This is a genomic window from Vibrio sp. YIC-376 (assembly GCF_052353105.1).
Classification (GTDB): Bacteria; Pseudomonadota; Gammaproteobacteria; order Enterobacterales; family Vibrionaceae; genus Vibrio.
This window is the reverse complement of sequence record NZ_JBBWFK010000001.1, coordinates 271,991-289,188: the sequence shown is the minus strand read 5'-3', so window position 1 is coordinate 289,188 and position 17,198 is coordinate 271,991. Positions and strand designations below refer to the sequence as shown.

At 44.0% G+C, this 17,198-nt stretch carries 14 protein-coding genes; 4 read left to right on the top strand and 10 right to left on the bottom strand.

Annotated features, from left to right (window positions below; genetic code table 11):
- Positions 1–35 precede the first annotated feature (35 nt).
- From WJM94_RS01265 to WJM94_RS01225, 9 genes are all read right to left on the bottom strand, one after another.
- The gene (locus WJM94_RS01265; protein WP_444492429.1) at positions 36–1,667 is read right to left on the bottom strand and encodes a glycoside hydrolase family 32 protein; all 1,632 of its coding nucleotides are present in this window, start codon (positions 1,665–1,667) and stop codon (positions 36–38) included.
- Between the two features lie 286 nt (positions 1,668–1,953).
- Positions 1,954–4,356: a phenylalanine--tRNA ligase subunit beta gene (gene pheT / locus WJM94_RS01260; protein WP_444492428.1), complete on the bottom strand. Its 2,403-nt coding sequence runs from the start codon at positions 4,354–4,356 to the stop codon at positions 1,954–1,956.
- An 18-nt stretch (positions 4,357–4,374) separates the two neighbouring features.
- Positions 4,375–5,358, bottom strand: coding sequence for a phenylalanine--tRNA ligase subunit alpha (gene pheS, locus WJM94_RS01255; protein WP_444492427.1), 984 nt, complete (start codon positions 5,356–5,358; stop codon positions 4,375–4,377).
- A gap of 393 nt (positions 5,359–5,751) precedes the next feature.
- The gene (locus tag WJM94_RS01250; protein WP_444492426.1) at positions 5,752–6,561 is read right to left on the bottom strand and encodes a helix-turn-helix domain-containing protein; all 810 of its coding nucleotides are present in this window, start codon (positions 6,559–6,561) and stop codon (positions 5,752–5,754) included.
- Positions 6,562–7,314: 753 nt separating this feature from the next.
- Complete coding sequence (rplT, locus tag WJM94_RS01245; protein WP_004727974.1) at positions 7,315–7,668, bottom strand: 50S ribosomal protein L20; 354 nt, start codon at positions 7,666–7,668, stop codon at positions 7,315–7,317.
- A 40-nt stretch (positions 7,669–7,708) separates the two neighbouring features.
- Positions 7,709–7,903: a 50S ribosomal protein L35 gene (gene rpmI, locus WJM94_RS01240; protein WP_444492425.1), complete on the bottom strand. Its 195-nt coding sequence runs from the start codon at positions 7,901–7,903 to the stop codon at positions 7,709–7,711.
- A 122-nt stretch (positions 7,904–8,025) separates the two neighbouring features.
- A complete protein-coding gene (gene infC, locus WJM94_RS01235; RefSeq protein ID WP_444492424.1) occupies positions 8,026–8,553 on the bottom strand; it encodes a translation initiation factor IF-3 in 528 nt (175 codons plus the stop codon).
- A 27-nt stretch (positions 8,554–8,580) separates the two neighbouring features.
- The gene (gene thrS / locus WJM94_RS01230; protein WP_444492423.1) at positions 8,581–10,509 is read right to left on the bottom strand and encodes a threonine--tRNA ligase; all 1,929 of its coding nucleotides are present in this window, start codon (positions 10,507–10,509) and stop codon (positions 8,581–8,583) included.
- A gap of 452 nt (positions 10,510–10,961) precedes the next feature.
- On the bottom strand, positions 10,962–11,705 hold the full coding sequence (locus WJM94_RS01225) for a sporulation protein (RefSeq protein WP_444492422.1): 744 nt from the start codon (positions 11,703–11,705) through the stop codon (positions 10,962–10,964).
- 256 nt (positions 11,706–11,961) lie between these two features.
- Here WJM94_RS01225 and hutC point away from each other — a divergent pair, with 256 nt between their 5' ends.
- The 4 genes from hutC to WJM94_RS01205 all read left to right on the top strand — a co-directional run bounded on the left by hutC (position 11,962) and on the right by WJM94_RS01205 (position 16,103).
- The gene (hutC, locus tag WJM94_RS01220) at positions 11,962–12,669 is read left to right on the top strand and encodes a histidine utilization repressor (protein WP_444492421.1); all 708 of its coding nucleotides are present in this window, start codon (positions 11,962–11,964) and stop codon (positions 12,667–12,669) included.
- 123 nt (positions 12,670–12,792) lie between these two features.
- The gene (gene hutI / locus WJM94_RS01215) at positions 12,793–14,034 is read left to right on the top strand and encodes an imidazolonepropionase (RefSeq protein ID WP_444492420.1); all 1,242 of its coding nucleotides are present in this window, start codon (positions 12,793–12,795) and stop codon (positions 14,032–14,034) included.
- Positions 14,035–14,044: 10 nt separating this feature from the next.
- Positions 14,045–15,049 (top strand): formimidoylglutamase, encoded by a 1,005-nt coding sequence (hutG, locus tag WJM94_RS01210; protein ID WP_444492419.1) that lies wholly within the window; start codon positions 14,045–14,047, stop codon positions 15,047–15,049.
- Positions 15,050–15,377: 328 nt separating this feature from the next.
- On the top strand, positions 15,378–16,103 hold the full coding sequence (locus WJM94_RS01205) for a DUF3581 domain-containing protein (RefSeq protein WP_444492418.1): 726 nt from the start codon (positions 15,378–15,380) through the stop codon (positions 16,101–16,103).
- A gap of 97 nt (positions 16,104–16,200) precedes the next feature.
- Here WJM94_RS01205 and WJM94_RS01200 read toward each other — a convergent pair whose 3' ends face one another.
- Positions 16,201–17,193, bottom strand: coding sequence for a glutathione S-transferase family protein (locus WJM94_RS01200; RefSeq protein ID WP_444492417.1), 993 nt, complete (start codon positions 17,191–17,193; stop codon positions 16,201–16,203).
- Positions 17,194–17,198: the final 5 nt, after the last annotated feature.

Sequence of the window (17,198 nt, the reverse complement as noted above, 5' to 3'; positions counted from 1 at the left end):
CCCGCACTAGCGGGGATTTTTGTAGACGTCATGGCTTATGCCTGGCTAAATGGCGCTTTCGCCGCTTTATATCGGTGTAAAGTTGCTTTTTTCTCATCACCTTGTATTGAGATTCGCATTGCATCTTTGTCGGTAAACACACGTGACGTCATGACCGCAGCACCACCATTTACAAACACTTCAACCGAAGAGTTATCGGCGAGAATACGCAGCTCAATACGTTCGCTGTCTAATGGCAGCTCACGAATCGTATCTTGCGCGCGGTTCAACGTTTGAGAGCGATCCATAACCAAACAGCGCTTTTCAGCGTCGGCTTGTAAAACGAACTTCTGCTCAGCGCTTTCAAACAGGTTCAGTGCATCACCCCACTCTAGCGTAATCGTCAGGTCAAAACACTTCGTTCCGATGCTCATCCCATCTGAGTTAAGTGTGAGCTCAGAAGAAGACTCAATCAGGGATTCCATCTCCGCAATTGGCCACTGATATAGAGTACCATCTCGATAAGTTATTTCTCTCATCGCTGTAAGCTGATGCACCCAGCCGTTATCACGACTTGGCTGATCAACCTCATCAGGCAACCCCATCCAACCACACATCACTCGTCTTCCATCCGGCGTTAGCATGGTTTGTGGCGCGTAAAAATCAAAGCCAAAGTCTAAATGCTGAAAATCACCCATTTTCAGGCCGTTGCCCTCAAGCCAATCGGCTTTCACAATACCGTTGTGATGAGGAATGGTGTTGTATTCAGAAAAAGATGGGATACCTTGTGGACCAATCACCACAAACATCTGTTCATCCAAATTAAACAGATCCGGGCATTCCCACATATACCCAAAATCCCCCATCTCTTCACCAAACAAACCAATGAATTCCCATTGGTAGAGATCCTCAGACTGGTAAATCGCGAGGCGGCCTTTAAGCTCAGTTGTCTGCGCACCAAGTAACATTAGCCACTTGTCATTGTGACGCACGACTTTTGGATCTCGAATATGAGGCGTGACATTAGGCGGCAGAGCGTCAATCACCGGACCATGTTTGGTAAAGTTCATCCCATCACGAGAAGTTGCTAAACATTGAGTGGTTTGTCGGTCTCGCTCTTGTCCTATGCGTGTATTCCCCGTATAGAACAACATCAACTCTTCACCCTGACTCAACGCATGTCCAGAAAACACACCGTGGCTGTCACACCAAAGAGATGGAGTCAGAGCAACAGAATCCCACTCCCAATTAACCAGATCCTGACTCGTTAAATGTACCCAGTGTTTATCTTTATGTTCACAGCTGTACGGATACCACTGATAAAACAGATGGTAAGCGCCATTATGATAAATAAATCCATTCGGGTCGTTGAGTAAGCCCATAGGTGGGGAGATGTGCCAAGCCGGGCGATATTCACACTCTACAGGAGCTTGAAAAGTAGAAAAACGATTACGTTGCTGAGCAGAAATCGCCTCGCCGACTTCCAGCAAGTCTCGACGGTTTAAATTCATGGGACGAGAAAATGTTAACTGAACTTCACCTTGAACTACTTCTCGGGTTTGAATCAAATCAGAATCCTGAACCAAACCGTTATCCCGAACTTCTATCATAAGATCTTTTTCTGTAAGCAGAGTGCGGGTGATATTTTCAATACCTCCACAGACAGAAAGATATGGTGCTAAAGACATCAGTTTACCTAAATATTTTAAATTGGGAACGATTGCAAAATAACATAAGCCACATTAAATTCCTAGTTTGTCCCTTATTTCAAGCACTCATAGTTGAGATAGATCCAATTTTGAAACGATACACTACCCTAATTGCGGGTTTTATACATAAATACGAAAACATAGTTGGAACGTTCCCTATAAATGACTTCTATTCTCAAATCCTTGCGTTGAAGTATAAAAAAACCCTGCCGAGTTGGCAGGGTTTTTAGTATCTCTTATTAAAGATGAGTCATGTAACTCTTAGTTAGTCACGAAGAGTCGCACCAAACTTCTCAGACACGTGAGAAACGATAGCTTCTACCGCTCCAGCGATGTCTGCATCTTCAAGCGTACGCTCAAGCGACTGTAGAGTCAGAGCGATTGCAAGGCTCTTCTTGCCTTCCTCTACACCTTTACCTACGTAAACGTCGAACAGTTTCGCGTCTTTCAGGAATTCACCGCCCTGTTCTAGACACGCATCAACGATGTCACCAGACAGTACTGATTCATCCACAACTACTGCAATATCACGACGGTTTGAAGGGAACTTAGAAAGAGCAACGGCTTCCGGGATCACTTTCGTGTTGATCGCAGACCATTCGATTTCGAATACGATTGTACGACCGTTTAGACCAAACTTACGCTCAAGCTCTGGGTGAACAGTACCAATTACACCCACCTCCCTTTCCGTTTCAAGACCAGCATCTACGATGATTGCCGCAGATTGACCTGGGTGAAGTGCCGGGTGCTTAGAAGCTGCGAATGAGTAAGCTTTTTCGTTCGAAGATAGCTCAAGAATCGCTTCCAGATCACCTTTAAGATCGAAGAAGTCTACCGTATTTGTTTCGATATCCCAGTGCTCTTCGCTGCGAGTACCAGCGATAACACCTGCTAGCATTGGCTCCTGGCGCATGCCATTTTCAGCCGACTCGCATGGAATGAAACGTAGACCGTATTCGAACAGACGAACACGTGGCTGTTGACGCTTCTGGTTGTGAACAACCGTGTTCAGCAGACCTTGGATAAGACCAAGACGCATTGCTGACATATCTGCTGAAATTGGGTTTGGAAGCACTAGAGGCTCAACACCCGGTACAATCAGTTTTTGCTGCTCAGGCTCAACAAAGCTGTAAGTAATTGCTTCGTGGTAACCACGGTCAACCAATAGGTTACGAACACGCTTTAACGGAACATCCGATTCAACTTGGTCGTGCATCTTAAGCGCTGCTGCAGGGTGCTGATTAGGAATATTGTCGTAGCCATAGATACGGCCAACTTCTTCAACCAGATCCTGCTCAATAGCGATATCGAAACGCCATGTTGGTGCTACTGCAACCCAACCTTCTTCCGTTGCCTCAACAGACAGACCAAGACGCTCCAGGATTTCAACAACATCAGCATCAGCGATGTGGTGACCCAGTAGGTTGTCTAGCTTAGTACGACGCAGTGCAACTTCATTTGGCTTAGGAAGATCCGCTTCTGACTCTACAGCAACGACAGGTGCAACTTCACCGCCACAAATTTCAACGAGAAGTTGTGTCGCACGCTCCATTGCGCTTACTTGTAGTGCGTAGTCCACACCACGCTCAAAACGCATAGAAGAATCAGTGTGCAGACCGTAGCTACGTGCACGGCCGCGGATGTGATCAGGAGCGAAGAAAGCACACTCTAGAAGTACATCTTTAGTTTCTGAGTTTACACCAGAACCTTCACCACCAAAGATACCAGCAATAGCTAGTGCTTTATTGTGGTCCGCTACTACTAGTGTGTCTGCGTTTAGTTCTGCTTCAGTACCGTCTAGAAGTGTTAGCTTCTCGCCTTGCTCAGCCATACGAACAATGATGCCACCATCGACATTCGCTAGATCGAATGCGTGCATTGGTTGGCCTTGCTCCAGAAGGATGTAGTTAGTGATGTCTACAACCGGGTCGATTGAGCGGATACCACAACGACGCAGTTTTTCTTGCATCCAAAGTGGCGTTGCAGCTTGAACGTTTACGTTCTTAACAATACGACCTAAGTAACGTGGACATGCAGCAGGCGCTTTCACTTCGATAGATACTTTGTCGTCGATCGAAGGAGCAACAGCTTGTACTGACGGCTCTGTTACGTCTGCACGGTTAAGTACGCCAACTTCACGAGCCAGACCACGGATGCTGAAACAGTCAGCGCGGTTTGCTGTCAGGTCAACGTCTACAGTTACGTCATCCAGACCCAGGAATTCACGGAAATCAGTACCGATTACTGCGTCTTCTGCTAATTCCATGATGCCGTCAGATTCTACGTCAATACCTAGTTCAGTGAATGAACAAAGCATGCCGTGAGATGGCTGACCACGTAGTTTTGCTTTCTTGATTTTGAAATCACCAGGAAGCACTGCGCCTACCGTTGCAACAGCAACTTTTAGGCCTTGGCGACAGTTTGACGCGCCACACACAATGTCTAGAAGCTCATCTTCGCCCACATCGACTTTTGTTACGCGTAGTTTGTCTGCGTCAGGGTGCTGACCACATTCAACAACGTGACCTACTTTAACGCCATTGAAAGAACCCGCTACAGGAAGAACGTCGTCTACCTCTAGGCCGGCCATTGTAATTTGGTGAGTTAGCTCGTCAGTAGTAACCGCAGGGTTTACCCACTCACGAAGCCATGATTCGCTGAATTTCATGTTGATGAACCCTCTGGATTACTTGAACTGTTTTAGGAAACGAAGATCGTTCTCGAAGAACGCACGCAGGTCGTTCACGCCGTAACGAAGCATTGTTAGACGCTCAACACCCATACCGAATGCGAAACCAGAGTATTTTTCAGGATCGATGCCTACGCTACGTAGTACGTTCGGGTGAACCATACCGCAGCCTAGTACTTCTAGCCATTTACCGTTTTTACCTTTCACATCTACTTCCGCTGAAGGCTCAGTGAATGGGAAGTAAGATGGACGGAAACGAACTTCAACTTCTTCTTCAAAGAAGTTGCATAGGAAATCGTGCAGGACACCCTTAAGCTGTGCGAAGTTTACGTTCTCATCAACCAGCATACCTTCCACTTGGTGGAACATTGGCGTGTGCGTTTGGTCGTAGTCGTTACGGTATACGCGGCCCGGAGCGATGAAACGGAATGGTGGTTTACCATTTTCCATCGTACGGATTTGTACGCCAGACGTGTGAGTACGAAGCATCAAATCAGGATTAAAGAAGAAAGTATCGTGATCAGTACGCGCTGGGTGATCAGCAGCAATGTTCAGCGCATCGAAGTTGTGGAATGCATCTTCGATTTCTGGACCAGACTCGGTGTTAAAGCCTAATTCGCCAAAGAACTTCTCAATACGCTCTACAGTACGAGTTACTGGGTGTAGACCACCGTTTTCAATACGACGACCTGGTAGAGTAACGTCGATCGTTTCAGCCGATAGTTTTGCTTCAAGCTCTGCGCGTTGTAGTGCGTCTTTACGAGCAGCGATTGCTTGCTGAACGACACCTTTCGCTTTGTTGATCTCTTGACCAGCTTCACGGCGCTCTTCTGGTGGTAATTTGCCTAGGCTTTGAAGCTGAGCTGTTAGCTCACCTTTTTTACCCAGATACTGAACACGCACTTCATCAAGTGCGACTAGCGATTCGGCAGCTTCAATTGCAGTGCTCGCGCTAGCAATGATCTCTTCTAGATGTTGCATCGTTTCCTCATCTACCTGTTGGTAGTGTCCATAAGGGAGTGATTGGTTTTTTGATAGCTGTACATAGTAGCCAAACCAGACACCAATGCCAAATTGAATTACGAAAAGAAGAGGTTATTGAATAAAAAGAACACAAAAACGTAAAAAAAGTAGTGTTGTTGTTAAATTAAGCCTGATTTATCTGAGTTGTTCACCTTAAACCAACCCCTTAAAACCAGTGAATCTCATTGAGAGCGAAGCGAGAAAATTGAATATCAAGTCGACATTCACATAGAGAGCTGTATAAAAGAAAATCAGTATACCACTACTATTTCAAACCCATGTCTGGCTTTAGACATCCAACGGTTAAGAAATAGTAGAGATACTCATCAGTCCAAAATAGACGTATTGAAGCTAGATCGATAAGCTCGGTTTCTCACCCGCTGAAGCTATCGCATAACGAATATCATCAATAAAGTGATCGCCTGTCTCAATAATCCCATCTGAGAAGGTGACTGGTTGGTGCGGACCAGCAAGCACTACTATATTGGTGAAGTCGGAAACATTGTAGTTTTCTGCCACGACGTTCTTTGAATGAAAATCAAGCACTGCTTTTGCCACTTGCTCTTCGAGCTGCAAAAGTTGTTCTTCTGTAATCTTCATCCTTGCCAAAGCAACACGAACACAGTTTTCAGAGGCAGTCGCCTGCTCTTTAATTATTTCTGTGTATTTATCGTTAAGCTTCGAGTTTTCCGCATAGCTGTAGTAAAGAGGTCCATGAAGAGTAATGTTGTTGTCTTTGTCGACGTAAACAAGATCTAATAGCTCCAGAGCCTTGAGGTAATCAGACATGCTCTGTTTAGACAAATCATACTTTTTCTTTAAAATGGAATAGCCGTCTTTCCCGCGTAGCATCCTTAATTCACGATAAAAATCGTACAGATGTGGATATTGGAAAAACACTTCATCTTGGGTGTGACTAAAGTAATCTTCATCTTCACCTTGAAGCTGGTCTGCCAACTTTTGTAGTTCATCCAACGTACAATCGATGGCGCGGCAATATTCGAGTAGTTTATCTAAAGCCAGATTGGTACTGGTTAAATGTCTTTTAAAAGTGGACAAAGGCATGCCCATTTTTTCAGATAGCTCTCGATATGTTAGCCCTTTTGTTTTAATCGCTTGTCTTAAAGCGGCTAGCAAATACTCGGGAGTCAAATCTCTCATCTAAAATTCCTTTTGGCAAAAGTTACAGCGGTACAACATTTGTAACAACTTAGAACCACTCGGTAAGTCAATAGTTCATATTTTTATCATAAAAATGTGCATTAATATACTACCCTTTATATTGACCCGACAAATGACAAACCTATACTTGCAGTTGATTTCATTCTACTCACCAAATACCCCAGACAGTAAAATCAAATAAATTCGCCATTAATTTAGACATTTACAATAACCACAATAACAATTTCAGAATCTTACACCATTTAATCTGGATTCTTTCAGAATGTTAAACTTTTCGACCGCAACGAACAAAATGAATAAATATGCACATCTTATGGAATTACATACATTTTAATAATAATGGCAGCTTTTCAGTGCCTTAACCTTCTATCTCCGATATATCTTGTATTACTTATATACGAACTAGTTAGGTAATTTGACAGTGTTGAATACTAGTCACAACAGCATCAACTCGCGACGAGCTCTGTGCATTGTTCCGCAAGATTATCTGGAATACGAACGACAAGAATTCCAAATGAAGTGAATCAATTGAGTTAACGTTTAAAAGCGCCACAAATCGGAAGCCCTTTAAACACTTCTATAAAGCGCTAAAAGATACGGTTCATCCACTTTCTGAAGAGAATGGAAGATGCTCAATAGGAAAGAATATGCTGGGAGAAGCTGGAAGGAATAAGTTACAAACAATAAAAAAGGAGAGCCAAAGCTCTCCTTTTCTTAAACCTAAACTGCTAATTAAAGAGCAGCTTTCGCTTTTTCAACTAGAACTGCAAATGCAGCTTTGTCGAATACTGCGATGTCCGCAAGGATCTTACGGTCGATCTCGATAGATGCTTTCTTAAGACCGTTGATGAAACGGCTGTAAGATAGACCATTTTGACGAGATGCCGCATTGATACGTGCAATCCATAGTTGACGGAATTGACGTTTCTTAGCGCGACGGTCACGGTAAGCGTATTGACCAGCTTTAGTAACTGCTTGGAAAGCTACGCGGTAAACACGTGAACGTGCACCGTAGTAACCTTTAGCTTGTTTTAGAACTTTCTTATGACGTGCACGAGCTTGTACACCACGTTTTACGCGAGGCATTATGCTTCTCCTAAACTAAACGATTGATAACTAAAAAGAATTAAGCGTATGGCAACATACGTAGAACACCAGCCACTTCACATTTTGGAAGGATTGAGTTCGGACGTAGTTGACGCTTGTTCTTAGTAGTACGCTTAGTCAGGATGTGACGTTTAGTAGCGTGCTTGTACTTAATACCACCAGCAGTTTTCTTGAAACGCTTAGCAGCACCTTTGTTGGTTTTCATCTTAGGCATGATGAATAACTCCGCATTGTAGTAGTTTAATTAACAATGTAATTAGGGCGAACGAAACCCAGCCGTTAATACCTTTCTTGAAAGGAACGCGGCTAGGTTTTAGTTACTTGATAAGCCGTTAATTACTTCTTCTTAGGGGCAAGCACCATGATCATCTGGCGACCTTCAATTCTCGTTGGGAAAGATTCAACTACAGCAAATTCTGCAGTGTCTTCTTTCAAACGATTAAGAACGTCAACACCGATTTCTTGGTGAGCCATTTCGCGGCCACGGAAGCGAATTGTTACCTTCACTTTGTTGCCGTCTTCAAGGAAACCAGTCAGGTTGCGTAGTTTTACCTGATAGTCTCCGATATCAGTCCCAGGACGGAATTTAATTTCCTTAATCTGGATCTGTTTTTGCTTTTTCTTCTGCTCTTTCGCAGCTTTACTCTTTTCGAAGAGGAACTTGCCATAGTCCATCACACGACAAACTGGTGGCTCGGCGTTAGGGCTGATCTCAACGAGATCCATACCAGCTTCTTCGGCTGCAGCTAGTGCTTCTTGAATTGAAACAACGCCAACTGATTCACCATCTGCGCCAGTTAAACGAACTTCACGAACGCCACGAATTTCACCGTTTAAACGGTGCTGGTTTTGTTTGGCCGGCACTTGGCCACGTCTTCCGCCTTTAATAGTTTATTCCTCCAGATTGAGCTTACGGCTTGAAATCTCGTCTTGGATGTATGAGATAAAATCATCCACTTTAAATTTACCGAGATCTTTACCTTTACGAGTACGCACTGCAATTTCGCCAGCTTCCATCTCTTGGTCACCAACAACGAGCATATACGGTACACGCTTCAAAGTGTGTTCGCGGATTTTAAAGCCAATCTTCTCATTTCTCAAGTCCGCTTTAGCTCTAATTCCACTTTTTTGTAATTTTTGTACTACTTCTTGAACATAATCTGACTGTTTATCAGTAATATTCATCAAAACGACTTGTTCTGGTGCTAACCAAGTTGGGAAGAAACCAGCGTAATCTTCGATAAGGATACCGATGAAACGCTCTAGTGAACCCAGAATTGCACGGTGAATCATTACCGGAACAAGACGTTCGTTGTTTTCACCTACGTAAGTTGCACCCAAGCGACCTGGCAGGTTGAAGTCTAGCTGAACTGTACCACACTGCCATGCGCGGTCTAGACAGTCGTATAGCGTGAATTCGATCTTAGGACCGTAGAACGCACCCTCACCTTCTTGAATTTCGTATGGAATATCCATTGACTCAAGAGATTGCTTCAGCGCTTCTTCAGACTGATCCCAGATTTCATCAGAGCCTACACGTTTTTCTGGACGAGTAGACAGTTTCACTACGATGTTTTCGAAACCAAATGTTTGGTATGTATCGTAAACCATCTTGATGCAGCTTGTTACTTCCTCTTGGATTTGACTCTCAGTACAGAAGATGTGAGCGTCATCCTGAGTAAAGCCACGTACACGCATGATGCCGTGTAGAGCGCCTGACGGTTCGTTACGGTGACACGAGCCGAACTCTGCCATACGTAACGGTAGATCACGGTACGATTTCAGACCTTGGTTAAAGATCTGCACATGACCCGGACAGTTCATTGGCTTGATTGCGTATTCACGGTTCTCTGAAGAAGTAGTGAACATCGCATCCGCGTATTTGTCCCAGTGACCAGAGCGTTCCCAAAGAACGCGGTCCATCATTAGTGGACCTTTTACTTCTTGGTAACCGTACTCGTTTAGCTTGTCACGAACGAACACTTCTAGATCACGGAAGATAGACCAACCATTGTGATGCCAGAACACCATACCCGGTGCTTCTTGTTGCATGTGGAATAGGTCTAGTTGCTTACCGATTTTACGGTGGTCACGCTTCGCAGCTTCTTCAAGGCGAGTCAGGTGAGCCTTTAGCGCTTTCTTATCGTGGAAAGCGGTACCGTAAATACGTTGAAGCATTTTATTGTCGCTGTTACCACGCCAGTAAGCACCTGCAACATTCAATAGAGTGAAATGTTGACAGAAGCCCATGTTAGGAACGTGAGGACCACGACACATGTCGATGTATTCTTCATGGTGGTAAAGACCTGGACGATCATCACGAGATACGTTTTCGTCTAGGATTTCCACTTTGTACGGTTCACCACGTGATTCAAATGTATCACGAGCTTCCTGCCAGCTTACTTTTTTCTTAACAACTTCGTACTTGGTTTTCGCAAGGTCTTTCATACGCTTTTCAATCTTTTCAAGATCGTCTTGCGTTAGAGACTCATCTAGGTCGATATCGTAGTAGAAGCCGCTGTCGATCGTTGGACCGATCGCCATTTTAGCTTGTGGGTAAAGCTGTTTTAGAGCGTGACCAAGAAGGTGAGCACATGAGTGACGAACGATTTCCAGACCGTCTACTTCATCTTTTACTGTGATGATCTCAAGGCTTGCGTCTTCTTCAATTAGATCACACGCATCTACGCGGTTACCATTAACACGACCAGCGATAGTTGCTTTTGCAAGACCAGGACCGATCGATTGCGCAACTTCCATAGTAGATACTGGGTTGTCAAATTGACGCTGACTGCCGTCAGGAAGAGTAATAATAGGCATGTTATGTCCTTTACAGTGGTGTTGCATACCAAGCAACACATGTTATTCAAATTAGAAGCTATTTATTTATTGGAAAATAGTTAAGAATCGATAGAGGTCGCTCAGTAATACGAATACCGGACCACTAACGAAGGTGCGATTGTACCTAGCTCACAATTAGAATGCAAAGAGCGATTTTAATTTAACCAAAAAACCCCATGTTTAATTAAACACTTGACTCTATTCCAGTTAAATCATTGATGACTGCTGCAAGCATTAAGTATTTGGAGAAACTATAGATTAGGTAACTGATTGATATTCAATAAGATCATTCAGCTTAACGACATCTATTTAAATGCAAATGCGCTTAATTCCATGATAGATAAGACATTTCGAACTGATGATAGTACCGATATCGCATTTACGTTTGGATATCGATACTTCTTTAACCCAGATACAGACAGCTAACTGATTTATAAACTTAACGTTGGTTCAAGAGCTGCTGCGACTTGTGCATCTGTCGCATTAATAGGCAGAGTGAATGAACGGTACTGGTCACTAGATAAACTCAATGAACGGTCAATCTCCGCTAAACAATGCATCACCTGCCCTTCTAAAATAAAAGACAGTTCAATTTCTTTCGAACAAATAACGCCGTTATCACGAAACTCCAGCTCTTGATAAATACCAGAACGCGAAGAGAAAGAGCCACCACGCAAGAAACCTTTCTCTACATCTGCTTTCACCATAGTGAATCCCGCTTTTTCAATCGCGTTAATAACTCGAGATACGACAGGTAACGGTTTAACCTCAATGTAATCGCGGTCACGAGGATCCATTGCAAAATCAATATCTAACGTCGTTTCTAACCAAACGTTACACTGGTTCTTTAATGCATTAACAAGCGTAATTGGGGTTTCATCATTCAACTTAACCTGAAACGGTATTTGCTTTTCTTCCTTTGGTTGGATAACGAAAGGTTCAACGGCTCTTAGCTGGTCAAGAGTGAATGTCTGATAGCTGACACTATCATCCACTTCTACCTTCATTTCTGTATTCAACTTTATGGTGATAGCATCAATCTGCTGTTCAACGTCACCACCGGTAATATGAACTTTACCTGTCAGGATAGCGCCTTGAAACACGCTCATCTCGTCCAAAATAGTATCCACTTTGGCTGAACCGATACCCAATGATGCTTTTAACTTTTTAAACATGGCTTCCCTCACGTCTCTTTATTTTTATTTTGGTTGTTTTTACACAAATGCTCTAGGCGCTTCAAGCAATAGACGTCAATCATTCGGGCAAATTCCAATATCAAATCAAAAAATCGTTGCTCGTCTACAACAGCCCTACTCTCTAATTCGGAAATCTGTAACTAAACCAAGCATATCGATGCAAATCTAAGAGAATTATTTGCAATTTGCACTTAAATTAAGCACTATTTGTATAGTCAATTTAAAGGAAGCCATTATGTCTGCACCACTCTACATACAAATCAAACAATTTATCCTCGATAAAATTGAGTTGGGAGAGTGGAAGGTCGGCCAGAGAATCGCAACCGAATTCGAATTGACGGAGCAATTTGGTGTCAGCCGAATGACAGTGAACAAAGCGATCCGAGATCTTGTCAACGAAGGTAAACTTCAACGACGACCAAGGCTTGGAACATTTGTCTGTGATCCGGTTGAAAAATCTGAATCGCCATTGTTAGACATCCGAAACATTGCTGAAGAAGTCCGCGATCGCGGCCGCCAATACCGCAGCAAAGTGCTGAAACAGGTCGCGATAAAAGCCGACGACACAATCGCAACAAAACTCGGGGTAATGCTCGGAACCACTGTATTCTACAGTGAGATTATTCACTATGAAGACAGCACTCCTATTCAGTTAGAACTGCGCTGGGTTAATAGCCAATATGCCCCAAGTTACCTTGACCAAGATTTCACTCAAATGACGCCCAACCAGTATCTGTCTGATAGCTGTCCATTGAGCGCTATAGAACATACTGTTGAAGCCATCGTCCCTGATAGTCGAATTAAGCTTGATCTCAAAATGCAGGCAAACGAGCCTTGCCTGCTATTAAACCGTAGAACCTGGAGCCAGGATAAATTGGTCAGTACCGCACTACTCTACCACCCTGGCAATAAGTACAAATTGAGCTCTAAGGTTTTGATTTAACGATCAGTTACTGCTCATACGTCTAAGTTTCGATCACACTTTCTCAACATTGAACTTGTCATCGATACTTTTTTATCTTATTTGTATATACATTTAAAGATACAAATTAACAAGGATATAAAAATGGATTTGCTGATTGAAAATGCACGTCTGGTCACTATGACACAAGGGGACGCTGGTTATCTGCCTACATCTGCTGCACGTGTCGGTATTCAGTCAGGGAAAATCGTCGCCATCAGCACGAGCGCAATTGGCGAAGACGATCCTGAAGTCGAATCATTACTGTCTCCTCAAAACTACTCTCAGTCCATCGATCTGAAAGGCAAACTAATGATGCCTGGCCTGATTGATTGTCATACCCATCTTGTTTATGCCGGTAATCGCGCGAACGAGTTCGAGATGCGTCTAAACGGCGTACCTTATCAAGAAATCGCAAAACAAGGTGGTGGCATTCTCTCTACGGTAAAAGCAACGCGAGAAGCAAATCAAGAGCAGCTAGTCGAACTTGCGCTTCCTCGTTTAGACGGCTTACTAGCAAGCGGAGTAACGTCTGTTGAGGTGAAATCAGGCTACGGACTAACGCTTAACGATGAACTGAAAATGTTGCGCGCTGCAAAGGCGCTGGAGCAAGAACGTAAAGTAAAAATCACGACAACACTGCTCGCTGCACACGCTTTGCCACCTGAGTTTGTCGGTCGTGCAGACGACTATATCGAACATATTTGTCAGGACATCATCCCACTAGTCGCAGAAGAAAAACTGGCCACCAGCGTGGATGTATTTTGTGAATCCATCGGTTTCAATCTTGAGCAGACAGAAAAAGTATTCGCTACAGCAAAACAACATGGTTTAAAGGTAAAAGGCCACACCGAACAGCTATCTAACCTTGGCGGTACAGCGCTTACAGCAAAGTACAATGGTCTATCTGCCGATCATATCGAATATCTGGATGAGGAAGGTGTTATCGCGCTGTCAAAATCAAACACAGTCGCTACCTTGCTACCCGGCGCGTTTTACTTCTTGCGAGAAACACAGCTGCCACCAATTGAGTTACTGAGAAAGCATCAGGTTCCGATGGCTATCGCGACAGATGTGAATCCGGGAACCTCTCCATTTTCAGAGTTGACCTTAATGATGAATATGGCTTGCACCCTATTCCGCTTCACACCACAAGAGTCATTGCGAGGTGTAACCCAACACGCAGCGAAAGCACTCGGCTACGAACATTCACGTGGTGTCATTGAGGTAGGTTATGATGCTGACTTCGCCATTTGGGATATCGAACATCCAGCAGACTTAAGCTATCAAATCGGTGCAAAACGTCTGGTAGGTCGTATAGTAAATGGAGAATACATTTCACACTAAGGCGTTTAACATGTCTCAGTCAGACCTAAATAAGCCGCTATTTCATTGGCAAGGCCGTAACGATCCTGAAGACGGTAAACTCGGCTTGCGCGTCCATCATATTGTTCAGCATAAAAAGGCAAACGAACTGGGTAACGGATCGCAAGGCGTTTCAATTTTAGGCTTTGCGACCGATGCTGGAGTAGCCAGAAACAAAGGTCGCATCGGAGCTAAAAAAGCACCTGATTTGATCCGTCGAGCTTTAGCTAATCTTGCTTGGCATAAAGAGGCTCCTCTTTTTGACCTAGGAACCGTCGTTTGTGACGACGACATGTTAGAAGAAAGCCAGGCACGTTGCGCGTCCATCGTTGCAGAAGCTTTACCTCATACACCCGTTATCATACTGGGTGGCGGCCACGAAATAGCATGGGCATCTTTTTCTGGATTGGCAGAATACTTTCAAACACATCACCCAGAGAAGAAGCCCAAAATCGGTATTATCAATTTCGGTGCGCATTTCAACCTGCGCGCTTTTGAAAGCCCATTGGCAGATGTAAAGCCAAACTCTGGTACGCCATTTAACCAGATCTATCACTTTTGCCAGAATAATGACTGGGCATTTCACTATACCTGCTTAGGCGTTAGCCCCAGCAGTAACACGCAGGCTCTATTCCAAAAAGCCGACGAGTTAAATGTGTGGTATGTAGAGGATCATCAGCTTAGCCATTTCAACCACAGCTACCATCTGACGCAACTGCAACACTTTATCGACGATAGTGACTACCTCTATCTTACGATTGATTTGGACGTATTTCCTGCAGCAACGGCACCGGGAGTCAGTGCGCCAGCCGCTCGTGGGGTAAGCTATGACACCATCGCACCGTTTTTAGAACGAATTCTGCATTACAAAAACAAGCTGATGTTGGCCGATATCGCGGAATATAACCCAAATTATGACGTTGATAGCCAAACTGCACGCTTAGCGGCTCGCTTGTGTTGGGACATCGCAAACGCCATGGCAGAGAAACCACGATAACTGTAGCGCCTCCTCGATGAACACAATGTACAACGACCAAAAGTAACTTGGTTATTTTAGAAACGAATATAAGGCTCTAACTTACTTGTAGAGCCTTTTTTATGTCTATACTTCTAGACAGGTGACTTTATACCTAAATAGCTTCGAGCGTTTTAATCATTTCCTTGAGATTATGTAGGTATAATAAGCCTCTCAAGTGTGCGTTTTTAAACGTTTATCTTTCGATGGCTATCCATTGTGGAGATACGGTAAATTATCACTGATTGGACCATTGCCAGTCAGTGTTTCGCATATAATCCCTTACAGTTTTGATTACTACGTAAAAATTATGTTTCTAACACCTTATTTTTCAAATAATGAGCATCAGTTCCAATTCACTCGCGAGCAAGCGAGTCACTTCGCTAAGCGCGTGGCTGGTGATTACAACCCTATCCATGATGAAGACAATAAGCGCTTCTGTGTACCAGGCGATTTACTGTTCGCGGTACTACTGAGTAAAGAAGGCATCAGCCATAAGATGCGATTCAACTTCTCTGGCATGGTTAATGACGGCATTGCGCTTCATATAGAAAATAAGTGTGAAAAAGAGAGCGCTGTAGTTGATGAGGCTGGTAAAGAGTATTTACACATGTCTCGTGAAGGTGAAACTAACCACGATCCAGCGTTTATTGAGCACGTAGTAACGAACTACGTTCAGTTTTCTGGTATGAATTTCCCGCACATCATGGTTCCTCTTATGGAAGAGCAACAAATGATGATCAACTGCCAGCGCCCATTGGTTATTTATGAAAGCATGGAAGTTGAATTTTCTCGCCTGGACCTGACTCATCCAGAAGTAGAATTTACTGGTGCAACTTTCGATGTAGAAGGCAAACGTGGTGTCGTTACCTTGAACTTCGCATTTAAAGAAGACGGTAACGTTGTCGGTAAAGGCATTAAGCGTATGGTAGCAACTGGCTTGAAGCCGTACGACCAAGAAGCAGTTGACGATCTGGTTCAGCGTTTTCATGCACGTAAGGATGCATTTTTAGCAAAGTTCGTTGAGGCAGCATAACCACTGCCTGAACAACGCTCATCCCTATCCTGATGCTCTCAGGCATGACTTCCATCGCGGCAACGGGTCGATTAGTTGCCGCTATGTAACCTTGTCACTATTTAACCTGCTCGCTATTTGCTTTTCTCGCTGAAGCCATCAAAGCGTCAATGTAAGCGGGCCCTGTAGGACGAATTCCCGCTGGATTCAGTTCCTTAATTGAATAATACCCTGCGGTAATATGATCAATATTCACCGTATCAACCACTCCCGGAAGATTGAGTATTCTTTCCATGTAGCTAGAAAGATTCGGATAGTCTGCGATTTGCTTACGATTGGTTTTGAACAGGCCATGATAAGCCGCATCAAATCGAATCAAGGTTACAAAGGTGCGAATATCCGTTTCCGTGAGACGATTTCCAACAAGAAACTGTTGCCCCACTAAACGTTCTTCCAATTCATCTAGCATCACAAACACTTCGTTCACCGCCTCTTCATAAGATGACTGCGACTTAGTGAAACCCGCTTTATACACTCCATTATTGAGGTCGTTATATATACGCGGATTGAGTTCATCTATCTCCGACGCAAACTCCTCAGGATACAATCTGACATCAGATGGCACGATCTCTTCAAACGCCGTATCCAGCATCCGCAGAATATCAGCACTCTCGTTGTTCACCAGTACGTTTTGTTTCATGTCCCACAACACAGGTACGGTTGCACGCCCCGTGTAAGTTGGGTTCGCTCGTGTATATATTTCGTGCAAATATTGAGATTCAAACAGTGGATCAGTATCAGCACCTTCATAGCCACCAAACGCCCAGCCTTGCGAGGTCAATTGAGGGTTAACCACTGTCACCGGAATAATATCCTCCAACCCTTTCAGTTTACGTGCGATCAGGGTACGAGACGCCCAAGGACAGATTAGCGCTACATATAGTCGGTAACGTCCGGGTTCTGCTTTAAAGCCACCAGCCCCAGTAGGGCCTGGGCTACCATCCGGTGTGATCCAGTTGCGAAATTCCGAAACCTGACGAACAAAGCGCCCTTTATCATCCGCTTTTTGCAACGCTTTCCAGTTTTCTGTCCATTTGCCATCTACTAACATACTTT